The sequence below is a fragment of the Streptomyces sp. CB02400 genome, from assembly GCF_001905725.1.
Lineage (GTDB): Bacteria > Actinomycetota > Actinomycetes > Streptomycetales > Streptomycetaceae > Streptomyces > Streptomyces atrovirens.
The window spans coordinates 657,306-670,697 of record NZ_LIWB01000001.1; the positions used below are offsets into that span (position 1 = coordinate 657,306).

At 71.6% G+C, this 13,392-nt stretch carries 12 protein-coding genes; 8 read left to right on the plus strand and 4 right to left on the minus strand.

Going from position 1 to position 13,392, the window contains the following annotated elements:
- The first annotated feature begins 76 nt into the window (after positions 1-76).
- From AMK33_RS02760 to AMK33_RS02785, 6 genes are all read left to right on the plus strand, one after another.
- Positions 77-625 (plus strand): AAA family ATPase, encoded by a 549-nt coding sequence (locus AMK33_RS02760; RefSeq protein WP_073931042.1) that lies wholly within the window; start codon positions 77-79, stop codon positions 623-625.
- 132 nt (positions 626-757) lie between these two features.
- Positions 758-1,852 carry a glycoside hydrolase family 43 protein gene (locus AMK33_RS02765; RefSeq protein WP_073931043.1) on the plus strand — a complete coding sequence of 365 codons (1,095 nt, stop codon included), beginning with the start codon at positions 758-760 and terminating at the stop codon, positions 1,850-1,852.
- A gap of 1 nt (position 1,853) precedes the next feature.
- The gene (locus AMK33_RS02770) at positions 1,854-3,266 is read left to right on the plus strand and encodes an RICIN domain-containing protein (RefSeq protein WP_073931044.1); all 1,413 of its coding nucleotides are present in this window, start codon (positions 1,854-1,856) and stop codon (positions 3,264-3,266) included.
- Entirely contained in the window at positions 3,263-4,327 is a 1,065-nt protein-coding gene (locus AMK33_RS02775) for a rhamnogalacturonan acetylesterase (RefSeq protein WP_073931497.1), read from the plus strand. Before AMK33_RS02770 ends, AMK33_RS02775 begins: the two co-directional genes overlap by 4 nt.
- A gap of 100 nt (positions 4,328-4,427) precedes the next feature.
- A complete protein-coding gene (locus AMK33_RS02780) occupies positions 4,428-4,889 on the plus strand; it encodes a hypothetical protein (RefSeq protein ID WP_073931045.1) in 462 nt (153 codons plus the stop codon).
- Positions 4,886-5,638, plus strand: coding sequence for an isocitrate lyase/PEP mutase family protein (locus AMK33_RS02785; protein WP_073931046.1), 753 nt, complete (start codon positions 4,886-4,888; stop codon positions 5,636-5,638). Before AMK33_RS02780 ends, AMK33_RS02785 begins: the two co-directional genes overlap by 4 nt.
- 51 nt (positions 5,639-5,689) lie before the next feature.
- On the opposite strand, the gene AMK33_RS02790 is transcribed toward AMK33_RS02785, so the two are convergent.
- Complete coding sequence (locus AMK33_RS02790) at positions 5,690-6,268, minus strand: TetR/AcrR family transcriptional regulator (protein WP_073931047.1); 579 nt, start codon at positions 6,266-6,268, stop codon at positions 5,690-5,692.
- Between the two features lie 170 nt (positions 6,269-6,438).
- On the opposite strand from AMK33_RS02790, the gene AMK33_RS02795 reads away from it, so the two are divergent.
- Both AMK33_RS02795 and AMK33_RS02800 read left to right on the plus strand, forming a co-directional pair.
- Complete coding sequence (locus AMK33_RS02795) at positions 6,439-8,166, plus strand: PHP domain-containing protein (RefSeq protein WP_073931048.1); 1,728 nt, start codon at positions 6,439-6,441, stop codon at positions 8,164-8,166.
- A complete protein-coding gene (locus tag AMK33_RS02800; protein ID WP_073931049.1) occupies positions 8,163-8,672 on the plus strand; it encodes a hypothetical protein in 510 nt (169 codons plus the stop codon). The genes AMK33_RS02795 and AMK33_RS02800 overlap by 4 nt, the downstream gene beginning before the upstream one ends.
- Before the next feature lie 6 nt (positions 8,673-8,678).
- Here AMK33_RS02800 and AMK33_RS02805 read toward each other — a convergent pair whose 3' ends face one another.
- From AMK33_RS02805 to AMK33_RS02815, 3 genes are read right to left on the minus strand one after another with little or no spacing between them, the layout of a single operon-like run.
- Positions 8,679-11,543: a glycoside hydrolase family 2 TIM barrel-domain containing protein gene (locus AMK33_RS02805; RefSeq protein WP_073931050.1), complete on the minus strand. Its 2,865-nt coding sequence runs from the start codon at positions 11,541-11,543 to the stop codon at positions 8,679-8,681.
- A gap of 23 nt (positions 11,544-11,566) precedes the next feature.
- Entirely contained in the window at positions 11,567-12,424 is an 858-nt protein-coding gene (locus AMK33_RS02810) for a carbohydrate ABC transporter permease (protein WP_073931051.1), read from the minus strand.
- Positions 12,421-13,371 (minus strand): carbohydrate ABC transporter permease, encoded by a 951-nt coding sequence (locus AMK33_RS02815; protein ID WP_073931052.1) that lies wholly within the window; start codon positions 13,369-13,371, stop codon positions 12,421-12,423. Before AMK33_RS02815 ends, AMK33_RS02810 begins: the two co-directional genes overlap by 4 nt.
- Positions 13,372-13,392: the final 21 nt, after the last annotated feature.

A 13,392-nucleotide genomic window follows, 5' to 3' on the forward strand; every position in this document is an offset into this window, starting at 1 on the left:
CCCCGCGTACGCCTCCGCCCGGGACGGGACCGATATCGGATCGCGGGAGGTGGCCGCCGACTGGCACGCTGCCCGTATGGACCGGGCTGAGGTACTGCTCGTCGGAGGACGGGCCGGAGTCGGCAAGACGACGGTGGCGTGGGAGGTCTCGGCGCGGCTGCGTGCCGCGGCGGTCTCCCACGCGATCGTCGAGGGCGACTTCATGGGGCAGGTGCATCCGGCGCCGGAGGGGGACCCCCACCGCTCGGAGATCACCGAGAGCAATCTGACCGCCGTGTGGGCCAACTTCGCCCAGCGGGGCTACCGGCGCCTGGTCTACACGAACACCGTGAGCGTGCTGCCCGAGGCGACGGGCATGTTCGAGCGTGCCATGGGGGCCGGGGTGAGGATCGTACGAGTCCTGCTCACCGCCTCCGACGCCACCGCCCGCGAGCGGCTGACGGGCCGGGAGATCGGTTCGGAACTGGAGCGGGAGCTGGAAGGGAGTCTCCGCAAGGCGCGGCTCCTGGACCGGCGTGCCCCGGAGGGGACGGTACGGGTGGTGACGGACGGACGGCCCGTCGTGGACATCGCGCGGGACGTGGTGGCCGCCACCGGCTGGGCCGTCCCGCCCGCGCAACCCTGACGGTTACGTCCCGCCGGACCCGTTGACCTCTCCGTGACACGCCCTTACCTTTTCGACGTTCGTCGTTTCAGACGATGTTCGACATATCGAAAGAGCGAGTGCTTGTCATCTTCCCCACGAGAGGCAGACCGCATGAGCCGCGCCACCGACGACCACCTGCCCGACCCGTCCCCGCCCCCCGCCCGCAGACTCCTGCTGAAGGGCGCCCTCGCCGCGGGCGCCCTGGCCGCCGCGACACCCGCCGTGGCCGACGCCGCCGCACACCCGAAGGCAGCCCCGTACGTGAACCCGCTCGTCCCCCGTCGCGCCGATCCGCACATCACCCGGCACACCGACGGCTTCTACTACTTCACCGCCACCGCCCCCGAGTACGACCGGATCATTCTGCGCCGCTCCCGCACCCTGGGCGGGCTCGGCCGTGCCGCCGAGTCGGTGATCTGGCGGGCGCACCCCACCGGGGACATGGGCGCCCACATCTGGGCGCCGGAGATGCACCGCGTCGCCGGCAAGTGGTACATCTACTTCGCCGCCGCGCCCGCCGAGGACGTGTGGGCGATCCGCATCTGGGTGCTGGAGAACGCCCACCCCAACCCCTTCAAGGGCACCTGGACCGAGAAGGGGCGGATCAGAACCGCGTGGGAGACCTTCTCCCTGGACGCCACCACCTTCGCCCACCGCGGCACCCGCTACCTCGCCTGGGCCCAGCACGAACCCGGCATGGACAACAACACCGCCGTCTGGCTCTCCGAGATGGCGAACCCCTGGACCCTGACCGGCCCTCAAGTGCGGCTGTCCACCCCCGAGTACGACTGGGAACGCATCGGCTTCGCGGTCAACGAGGGACCCTACGTGCTGCACCGCAACGGCCGGCTTTTCATGACGTACTCGGCCAGCGCCACCGACCACAACTACTGCGTGGGACTGCTGACCGCCGACGAGGACAGCGACCTCATGGACCCCGCCAACTGGACCAAGTCACCCGTCCCCGTCTTCACCAGCAACGACACCACCGGGCAGTACGGCCCCGGCCACAACTGCTTCACCGTCGCCGAGGACGGCCGTACCGACGTGCTCGTCTACCACGCCCGCCAGTACAAGGAGATCGTCGGCGACCCGCTGCACGACCCCAACCGGCACACCAGGATCCAGAAGCTCGGCTGGAAGCCGGACGGCACCCCCGACTTCGGCGTCCCCGTGGCCGACACCGCGACGGGGGAGGGGGCGTGACATGAGACGCGCGTACGCCGTACTGCTCGCCCTCTGTCTCGCACTCGCCGGCGCCCTGGCCACCGCCGGGCCCGCGCAGGCCGCCCCGCAGACGATCGCCAACGGCACGCAGTTCACCGACGGTTCGGGCAGCCCCGTGCACGCCCACGGCGGTGGCGTCCTCAAGGTCGGCGCGTACTACTACTGGTTCGGCGAACACCGCAACGCCGACAACACCTTCCGCTACGTGGACGCCTACCGCTCCACCGACCTGAAGAACTGGGAGTTCCGCAACCACGTCCTCACCGAGGACAGCCACCCGGAGCTCGCCACCGCCAACATCGAGCGGCCCAAGGTCATGTACAACGCGGCCACCAGCCAGTTCGTGATGTGGATGCACAAGGAGAACGGCAGCGACTACAGCGAGGCCCGCGCCGCCGTCGCCGTCTCCGACACCGTGGACGGCGACTACACCTGGCGGGGCAGCTTCCGGCCGCTGGGACAGCACATGTCCCGCGACATCACCGTCTTCACGGACACCGACGGCGCCGGCTACATGGTCTCCGCCGCCCGCGAGAACTACGACCTGCACATCTACCGGCTCACCGCCGACCACACCGGCATCGCGAGCCTGGTCGCCAACCCCTGGCCCGGCGGCCACCGCGAGGCCCCCGCCCTGTTCAAGCGCAACGGCGTCTACTTCATGCTGACCTCGGGCGCCACCGGCTGGAACCCCAACCAGCAGCGGTACGCCACCGCCACCAGCCTCTCCGGCCCCTGGTCGGCCATGCGCGACGTCGGCGACCCGACCGCCTACGGCTCGCAGACCGCGTACGTCCTGCCGGTGCAGGGCTCCTCCGGCACCTCGTACCTCTACCTGGGCGACCGCTGGGGCAACTCCTTCGGCGGGACCGTCAACGACTCCCGGTACGTGTGGCTGCCGCTGACCTTCCCGTCGTCCACGTCGATGTCCCTGTCCTGGTCGCCCGAGGTCACCGTCGACACGGCCGCCGGGACGGTCGACGGCACCGCTGCCACGTACCACACGCTGATCGCCCGGCACAGCGGCAAGTGCGCCGACGTGACCAGCCGGTCGCTGTGGCAGGGCACCCGGATCAAGCAGTACGACTGCAACGGCGGCGGCAACCAGAAGTACTGGTTCAGGTCCGTCGGCGGCGGCTACCACCAACTGGTGGTCCGCGACAGCAGCCTGTGCGTGCGGGAGAACGCGAGCACCGTCTCGCAGGAGAACTGCGACGCCTCCGCGACCGGCCAGCAGTGGTCGGTCACCACCACGGGCTCCTACGTCACCATCAGGTCCCGCGCCACCGGCGAGTGCCTGGACGTGAACGGCGCGTCCACCGCCGACTCCGCCGCGATCATCACATACACCTGCAACGGAGGGACCAACCAGCAGTGGACACGCGGGACATGAGACCGGGTCGCGCACCCGTCCGGGCCGCCGTGACGACGGCCGTGGCCCTGGGCATCGGCCTGTCGGCCGTACCGGCCCAGGCACAGCAGCACAAGGAGCGTCCGCCCGCCCCCGGCATCGAGAACTGCACGGCCACAGCCTGCCACTTCGACCTGCCGCCCGGCACCTACGACGTGCGGGTCACCCTCGGCGGCGACCGGGCGTCCAGCACCGCCCTCGGCGGCGAGACCCGGCGCGCCCTGCTCCCGGAGACCGCCGCACCGGCCGGGGAACGTGTCGTGCGGAGCTTCACCGTGAACGTCCGCACACCCGAGGGCGAACCCCTCGGCGCCGAGGGCGCACCCGGACTCGACCTCACCGTCGGCGGAACCGCGCCCGCACTCGCCGGCATCCGGGTCACCCCGGCCCGGCACGCCCGGCAGATCCTCCTGGTCGGCGACTCCACGGTCTGCGACCAGCCCGGCGACCCGTACTCCGGGTGGGGCCAGCAACTGCCCCAGTACCTGCGCAAGGGGCTGTCCGTGGCCAACTACGCGGACTCCGGGGAGAGTACGGTCAGCTATCTCGGGAACCCGCTCCTCTGGGACACCGTCCGGCCACTGATCCGGCGCGGCGACCTCGTCCTGATCCAGCTCGCCCACAACGACAAGACCACCGACGAGGCGACCTACCGGGCCAACCTCGAGTCCCTGGTGGCGGGCGTGCGGGAGCGGGGCGGCGAGCCGGTCCTCGTGACCCCGGTCGTGCGACGCTGGTTCAACACCGACGGCACCCTGGACAACGGCACGGCCCTGCTGGTCAACGGGCTCGGCGTCGACCACCCGGCCGTCATCCGCTCCGTCGCCGCCGACCGGGACGTCCCGCTGATCGACCTCACCGCCCGGACCAAGGAACTGGTGGAGTCCCTCGGCGCGGAGGGCTCCAAGGCGCTGTACCTCTACAACGAGAAACGGGACAACACGCACACCTCCGTGCACGGCGCCACCGTGTACGCGGACCTGGTCCGCCAGGAACTGCTGAACCTGCGTCTGGTGCCCGAGGGCGCGGTCAGGGTGGGATGAACCCCTGGGGCGCTCCGACCGGAACCGGGGCGCCCCAGGCCCACCCTCACACCCGGACGGTTCGGCCGGCACCGAAGCGTCCCGCTTCTAGCGTTGCCGCATGAACGAGAACACGCAGACCGGTACCCCTTCCACGGCCGTCACCGGCATGGTCGACCACGTCCTCGCGCTGGCCGCCACCTGGACCCGCTGGGACGGTGAACCCGCACACGTCGACGGCCGCATCTACACCCCGCACAAGGCGATCCGCCGCGTCGCCGACCACCTCGTCGACCACCTCGCGGAGATGGAGGCCCGGCTCGTCGGCGAGGAGCCCCAGCCCGACCACTGGCACGCCTCCCTGATCACCACCGGGGCCGACCTCGCCCCCTTCACCCCGCAGGACCTCGACGAGGCCCGCAGCCGCCTCACCCGGCTCGCCCGCGTCTGGGCCAACCGCCTCGACACGCTCACCGACGAACAGCTCGACGACTCGCCCGGCGAGGGCTGGAGCTTCCGCGAACTCGCCCGCCACCTCACCGAGTCCGTCTACTACGCCGATGCCGTCGGAGACCTGTCATGACCGCCTTCGCCGACCTCCACCACGCGGACGAACCCCTGCTGCTGCCCAACGCCTGGGACCACGCCTCCGCGCACCTCCTGGCCGCGCACGGCTTCCGGGCCGTCGGTACCACGAGCCTGGGCGTCGCCGCGGCGGCCGGACTGCCCGACGGGGCCGCGGCCACCCGCGAGGAGACACTGCGGCTCGCCCTCACCCTCGGCTCGGGACCGTTCCTGCTCTCGGTGGACGCGGAGGGCGGCTTCAGCGACGACCCGGACGAGGTGGCCGAGTTCGCCCGGGAGCTGTACGCCCTGGGCGCCGCCGGCATCAACCTGGAGGACGGACCGGGTCCCGCCGACCGGCACGCCGCGAAGATCGCCGCCGTCCGCGCGGCGGCCCCCGGCCTCTTCGTCAACGCCCGCACCGACACGTACTGGCTCGGCGACGGCGAGGACACCGTCCGCCGCCTCGACGCCTACGTCCGAGCGGGCGCGCACGGCGTGTTCGTGCCCGGCCTCACCGGCCCCCGGGAGATCGCCGCCCTGGTGCGCGGCCTGGACGGCGTCCCCCTCAACATCCTCTACTCACCCACCGGCCCCTCCGTCCCCCACCTCACCGACCTCGGCGTCCGCCGCATCAGCCTCGGCTCGCTGCTGTACCGCCGGGCGCTCGGCGCCGCGGTGGACACGGCAGCCGGGATCCGGTCGGGCCACCGGATCCCGGAGGGCACGACACCGGCGTACGAGGAGATCGGGGCGCTCGGCCGGTAGCGCCGAGGCCGAAACGCCCGCGGACCTAGGGGGCGTACGCACTCCCTGCGGTCAACCAGCCGGCTCCCGGGGCCAGTTCTCCAGGGTGACGTGCAGGGCGTCGATCGCCCTGTTCCAGGATGCCTCGTGGTCGCGGGGGTCGCCGAAGGCGCCGGAGGACTCCAGGGCGCAGTAGCCGTGGAAGGTGCTGCGCAGCAGGCGTACGGCGTCGGTGAGGTCGGGTTCGTCCAGGCCGTAGGCGCGGAGCAGGCCGTAGGTGACCTCGGCGGTGCGGCGCATCGCGGGGGAGTCGGTGACCAGGGACCGGTCCAGGCGGATCTGGGTGGCCGTGTAACGGCCGGGGTGGGTGAGGGCGTACTCCCGGTAGGCGCCCGCGAAGGCGGCCAGCGCCTCCTTGCCGGTCCGCCCGGCGACCGCCGCCGCGATCCGGTCGATCATCTCCCCGCCCGCCAGCAGGGCCATCCGGGTGCGCAGGTCCCGCAGGCCGCGCACATGCGCGTACAGGCTCGCGTCCCGCACGCCGAAACGCCGGGCCAGCGCGGACAGGGTGACGTTCTCGTAGCCCGCCTCGTCGGCGAGGTCGGCGGCGGCCGCGACGAGACGGTCGGTGGTGAGTCCGGCGCGGGGAATGGAGGCCTCCGAAGCAAACCCGACAGGAAGCGCCCAGCCTACCGATCAGGTGCGGGCGAGCCGCCGTGTCCAGGGCATGCGCCGCTCATCCGCACGTTGTTCAACGTTCATACGCTGCCTTGATCCTCCACACGCGGCGTGATCGCGCCGCGGCAACGAGGAGGCACACCATGGGTCACGGGCACGCGCACGGACACGGACACGGACACGGACACCATCACCACCATGACGAAACGACGGCTCCGCTGCCCGCCGCCTTCGACACCTCCGTGCCCGACGAGGCGCTGAACCCCGAGCAGAGGTCCCGCCGTACGCTGCTGCGCCGGGCCGGGCTGCTCGGCGCGGGCCTCGCGGCCGGCACCGTGCTCTCCGCCGGCGCCGGCGCGGCCACGCCCGCGCACGCGGCGGGCGACAGCCGCCGCGGCACCGGCAGGGGCAAGGGCTTCCTGTGGCTGGCCGGTGACCACCACATCCACACCCAGTACAGCAGCGACGGCAAGTACCGGGTCGTCGACCAGGTCCGCCAGGGCGCCCGGCACGGCATGGACTGGCTGGTCATCACCGACCACGGCAGCACCACCCACGCCAAGATCGGTGTCGAGAAGGTCAACCCGGACATCAAGGAGGCCCGCGCCGCCTACGAGGACACCCTCGTCTTCCAGGGCCTGGAGTGGAACATCCCGGCCGCCGAGCACGGCACCGTCTTCGTCCACCCCGGCCGCAACGAGGTCTCCGTCCTCAAGCAGTTCGAGACCGACTACGACGGCGGCGTCAAGGGCGCCACCGACTCCACCCCGGCCAACGAGGCCCTCGCCGTCGCCGGGCTGAACTTCCTCGCCGAGCAGGTCAGACGGCGCAAGGTCAAGGACGCCCTGATGCTCGCCAACCACCCCGCGCGCAAGGGCATCGACTCCCCGCACGAGATCCGCGCCTGGCGCGACGCCACCGGCACCGGCGACCGGCAGATCGCCGTCGGCTTCGAGGGCGCCCCCGGCCACCAGGCCGCCGGCCTGCCCAAGCCGCTCGGCATGGGCCGCGCCCGCGGCATCTACGACGGCAGCCCCGGCGCCAACTCCTTCCCCGGCTACCCGCTGGAGAGCTACCGCACCTGGGGCGGCTTCGACTGGATGACCGCCACCGTCGGCGGCCTGTGGGACAGCCTCCTCGCGGAGGGACGCCCCTGGTGGATCACCGCCAACTCCGACTCCCACCAGGTGTACGCCGACACCGCCGCACGCGGCACGGGCGGCGACTTCAACGCCGACGGCCGGTACCCCGACCCCGTCTACGGCGGGCAGATCGACGTCAGCCAGGGCGACTACTGGCCCGGCCAGTACAGCCGCACCCACGTCGGCGCCGACGGGTTCTCCTACGCCGCCGTCATGGACGGCATCCGCGCCGGCCGCGTCTGGGTCGACCACGGGCAGCTCGTCAGCGGCCTCGACGTCCGCGTCTCCGGCGGCAGCCGCTGGGCCACCCTCGGCGGCGCCCTGCACGTCCGCAAGGGCACCAAGGTCACGCTGACCGCCGACATCGCCCTCGCCGGCGGCCCCAACTGGGCCGGGTTCACCCCCGAGCTCGCCCGCGTGGACGTCATCCAGGGCGATGTGACCGGCCCGGTCGCCGACAAGGACACGTTCACCGCGCCCACGGCGAAGGTCGCCAGGTCGTACGACATCGACAAGTCGGCCGGCACCGTCCGCGTCACCTTCGACCTCGGCCGCGTCGACCGCCCGGTGTACGTCCGGCTGCGCGGCACCGACGGCAACCGGTCCGCCGTCGGCGTGATGGGCGCGAAGGTCGACCCGGCGGGCCCCGCCATCGACGTCGTGGGCGACGCCGACCCGTGGCGCGACCTGTGGTTCTACTCCAACCCGGTGTGGGTCCTGCCGTCGTGACGCCGTACGCCCTCACCGTGGACGCGGGCATCAGGGATCTGCTCGACGCCGACCACCTGCTGCACCGGATGGCGGCCGAACTCGCCCTCCCCGAGGAGACGTTCGGCTGCACCCACCTCGTACGCGACGACCGTCCGCGCGTCGCGGTGTCCCTGTCCCTGCCCTCGCGGCCGCTCCCGGACACCCTCCGGGAGCGGCTCGCGGGGTACGGTGCCGTCTCCCCGGGCCTGCCCGACGAGGTGGGACGCGCGGTGCTCTACCCGGGCGTCTCCGCGCTCACCGGCACGACGACCGTCGCGGAGCTGCTCGCCGGCTCCGCGATCGCCCGCGTGACGGTCCTGGGCACACCCGAGCCACCCGGCCCGGAGACCCGCCTGGTGACCCGTGACCATGTGCGGCCGCAGTGGCAGCGGGACGAACTCGTCCTCGCCGCCACCCCGGCCCTGGGCGGCACCCTCGTGCCGTTCGAGGCCCCGGACCCCACACCCTGCTGCGCGGACCACTGAGTTCCGTCAGTCGTGCGGCTCCGAGAAGACGAAGGAGAACTCGGCGGGCTCGGGCCACAGGTAGTACTGGGGGAGCGGGCCCGGGCCGCAGGACTGGGAGCCGATGCCGTGCAGCCGGTGGTCCAGGTGGACCCAGACCGTGTCGCCGGGGGTGAGGTCGGTGCGGTGCCGGGCGGCGTCCAGGTGTTCGGTGGTCCAGGGCCGGGCCGTGAACCAGAACTCCGGGTCGCCGTCGGCCCGCAGACCGCCGATCTCCGCCCAGCGCGTGTTCGCGTGGGCACCGTTCTCCTGCGGGCGGACGTAGGGCGTCTGGAGCTCTCCGACGCTCGCGTCCCACAGCAGGTCCTTGGACGCGGCCCGGGTGTCCGGGTACGAGTCGTTCCCGCCGCCGAACCAGAACACGGCGTCCTCGGGGGTGGCCCCGGGGAGGCCGAAGCGGATGCCGAGCCGGGGCAGCGGCACCCGCCACTCGCCCTCCGGCACGACCGAGACGGTCAGCCGCACATGCGTGCCGTCGGAGGTCCAGCGGTACGCCGTCCGCAGGCCCGCCTCCCGGCCGGCGGGCGCCACCCGGGTCCGTACGGTCAGCGCGTCACCGTCCGTCTCGACCGCGTCCAGCCGGTGCCGCATGCGGTGCAGGCCCAACTCTCGCCAGAGCGGCCCGTACTGGGTGTCCGTCTGCCAGGTCGCCCCGTCGTCGTTGTCGGTGGTCGCCCGCCACACGTCCAGGCGCAGATCGCGCACCGGCACACCGATGAGGGTGCGCGGCGCGCCGGTGCGGGCGTCGAAGACCGCCGGGCCCAGGGTGATCCGGTCACCGTCGACGGCGGGCCGTACGCCGGTCGCCGCGGGCAGCGGGGCGCGGTGGGTCACCGTTCCCTGGGCCCAGGCCACCTCGTGGTTCCTTCCGGCCCAGGGCGTGTCCTCGGCGAGCAGCGCGCGCACGCTCCACTGCACCTCCTCGCCCTTGCCGTCCGGCGCCTCGGGCAGCTTGACCTCCGCCGACTCCCCGGGGGCGAGCGGCGGCACGGTGAGCGGGTGCGCCCCCGTCGGCCAGCCGTCCACCTGGTGGCAGAACTCGAACTCCAGATGGGACAGGTCCGCGAAGTCGTACCGGTTGGTCACCCGTACGGTGCCGTCCGCGTCGCCCGCCTCGATCCGGACCGGCTCGATCACCTTCTTGTACTCGATCAGCCCCGGTGACGGCGTACGGTCCGGGAACAGCAGCCCGTCGCAGACGAAGTTGGCGTCGTGCAGCTCCTCCCCGAAGTCACCGCCGTAGGCGTAGCCCAGCTCCGGGTGCTCGACGCCGTGGTCGATCCACTCCCAGACGAAGCCGCCCTGGAGCCGGTCGTACCGCTCGAACAGCTCCTGGTACTCGGTGAGTCCGCCGGGACCGTTGCCCATGGCGTGCCCGTACTCGCAGAGGATCAGCGGCAGTCGCCGCCTGCGGTGGGTGCCGCCGTCCAGGCCCCGTGCGATCCGCTCGACCTCCTCGTGCGGCGGGTACATCCGCGAGTACACGTCCGTGTCGCGGCAGCCGGTGTCACCCTCGTAGTGCACCGGGCGGGAGGGGTCCCGGTCGTGGATCCAGTCGGCCATCGCGGTGAGTCCGCGTCCGGTGCCGGCCTCGTTGCCGAGCGACCACATCACCACCGACGGGTGGTTCTTGTCCCGCTCGACCATGCGCGCGGCCCGGTCCAGCAGGGCCGGGGTCCAGCGGTCGTCGTCGACGGGGTTGTCCCGCCAGTCCTGTTCGACGAATCCGTGGGTCTCCAGGTCGCACTCGTCGATCACCCACAGCCCGTACTCGTCGCACAGGTCGAGGAAGGCCGGGTGCGGTGGGTAGTGGGAGGTGCGGACCGCGTTGACGTTGAACCGCTTCATCAGCAGCACGTCCTCGCGCATGGTGTCGAGGTCCAGCGCGCGGCCCTTGCGCGGGTGCCACTCGTGCCGGTTGACGCCCTTGAACAGCAAGGGTGTTCCGTTCACCTTGATCAGGCCGTCCTCGACGACGACCGTACGGAAGCCGATGCGCAGCGGGACGCGTTCGCCCGCCGTGGCCAGCACCCCGTCGTACAGCCGGGGCGTCTCCGCCGTCCACGGCTCGACCGGGAGGGTGACCGGTTCGCCGGCCGCCACGTCGATGCCCAACTCCGTTACGGTCACCCGGCCTTCGACGTCGGAGTCGACGCGCAGGGTGCCCGCGCCGGTGACGTGGTCGTAGGAGGCGTGCACGAAGAAGTCGCCCACGCTGCCCGCCGGACGGTGCAGCAGGGTCACGTCGCGGAAGATGCCGGGCAACCACCACTGGTCCTGGTCCTCCAGGTACGACCCCGCCGACCACTGGTGGACCCGGACCGCGAGGACGTTCCCGGTCGGCTTCAGCAGGTGCCCGACCGTGAACTCGTGCGGCAGCCGGGAACCCTTGAACTCCCCGATGTCCGTGCCGTTCAGCCAGACCCGGGCGCAGGACTCCACCCCGTCGAAGCGGAGCACGGCCTCACCCTCGCCCGGCCAGTCCCCGGGCAGGTCGAAGACGCGCAGATGGTCGCCGGTCGGGTTCTCGGTGGGGACGTGCGGTGGATCGACCGGGAAGGGGTACAGGTGGTTGGTGTAGATGGGTGCGCCGTGGCCCTGGAGCACCCAGTGGCCGGGCACGGTCACCTCCGGCCAGCTCCCGGCGTCGTACCCGGGCGCGGCGAACGAGTCGTCCTCGGCGTCGGCGGCCTGGGACACCCGAAGGCGCCAACCGCCGTTCAGGGAGAGGGAGGCCGCGTCGGAGGACGCGTACCAGGCGCGCGGGGGCAGGGTCCCGCGGCCGGGGGAGACGTCCTCGACATAGCCGGTCGCCGGGGTGCGCAATGACATGGGTCTCCTAGATCGGTCCTGGCTCAGCCCTTGATACCGGTCTGCGCGATGCCCTGCACCAGCCAGCGCTGGAGGAACAGGAACACGCACACCAGGGGAAGGATGGATATGGCCGTGGCCATGAAGATCAGATGGAAGTTGACGGTCTGGTTGGTCATGTAGGAGGAGAGGGCCACCTGGACCGTCCAGGCGCTCGGGTCCTGGCCGATGACCAGCGGCCACAGGAAGGAGTTCCAGCCGCTGATGAAGGTGATCGTGGCGATGGCGGCGAAGAAGTTCAGCGAGTTCGGCACGACGACCCGCCAGTACGCGCCCCAGTGGCCGAGCCCGTCCACCCGCGCCGCCTCCTCCAGCTCCTTGGGGAACCCCAGGAAGTACTGCCGGAACAGGAAGCAGGTGAAACCACTGAAGAGGCCCGGAATGATCAGACCCCGGTAGCTGTCCACCCAGCCGAGCGAGGAGACCAGGACGAAGCTGGGCACGAAGGTGACGGCGGTCGGCACCATCAGGGTCACCAGGACGGCGTAGAACACCTTGTCGGCGTGCCGGTACGGGATGCGGGCGAGACCGTATCCGGCGAGTGAGCAGACCAGCAGCGTGCCGACGGTGTGTGCCACGCCGACGACCGCCGAGTTCCACAGCGACCGGGCGAAGTCGACCGTCGGATCGTCGAACGGCTCGGTGACGTTGCCCCATTGGACGTCGGTGGGGAAGAACCTCCATTCCTCGCCCGTGATCTCGGCATCGGTGGACAGGGCGTTGCGCACGATCAGGTAGAAGGGGACGAGGAAGAGCAGCGCGGCGACGGCCGTGGCGGCGTACAGGCCCGCCGAGCCGATGACGTTCCCGCGCCGGACCCGGCGCGGTGTCCTGGTGGTCACTTGGCTCCCTCCGACCTGCCGAAGCCCATGATCCGGCCCTGGAGCAGCGTCACCAGACAGATCAGCAGCGTCAGGATCAGCGCGCCCGCGCTGCCCGCGCCGTAGTCCTGGTTGTCGCCGAGCGCCTTGTAGTACAGCTCGACCAGCGGTGGGCGTCCCCAGGTGGTCTTCGACAGCAGGTTGAAGAACTCGTCGAAGGCCTGGTACGCCGCCACGAGCAGCAGCAGGACCACCGCGGTCGAGGTGGCGCGCAGTTGCGGCAGCGTGATGTGGCGGAACGTCTGCCAGCCGGGCTTCGCCCCGTCGATGGCCGCCGCCTCGTACAGCTCCGGCGGGATGTTCTGCAGGGCCGCCAGGAAGAGAATCATGTAGAACCCGGCCTGGAGCCACAGTCGTACGGTGACGATGACCAGCCAGTACCAGGGCGGGTCGGGGCTGGCCAGCCAGGCGGTGTCGTCGGCGCCGAACCAGCCGAGGACGGTGTTGGCGAGCCCGAAGCGCACGCCGTTGAAGATGGACATCTTCCAGATGAGCGAGGCGGCGACGTAGCTCACCGCCGTCGGCAGGAAGAACACCGACCGGAAGAACGCCCGCATGAACCGCAGTCGGTTCACCGCCAGCGCGAGCGCCAGGGACAGCGCCCAGGTGGTGGGGACGATGATGACGGCGAAGACGGTGAAGGTGACGAGGGAGCCCATGAACTCGTCGTCCGTCAGCATCGTCCGGTAGTTCTCGAAGCCGACGAACTCGCTGGGCGTGACCGTGAAGCGGGCCTCGAAGAACGACAGCCACGCGCTCCAGAGGATCGGCACGTAGACGAAGATCAGCAGGCCGATGAGGAAGGGCCCGGTGAACAGCCAGAAGGCGAGGGTGCTGTGGGCCCGCAGGCTCCGCCGCGGCCGGGCGGGGGTGGGACCGGTGACCTCGCGTGTGGTGGTGGTCGACATCACGTGTCCGCCCGTCCGCCG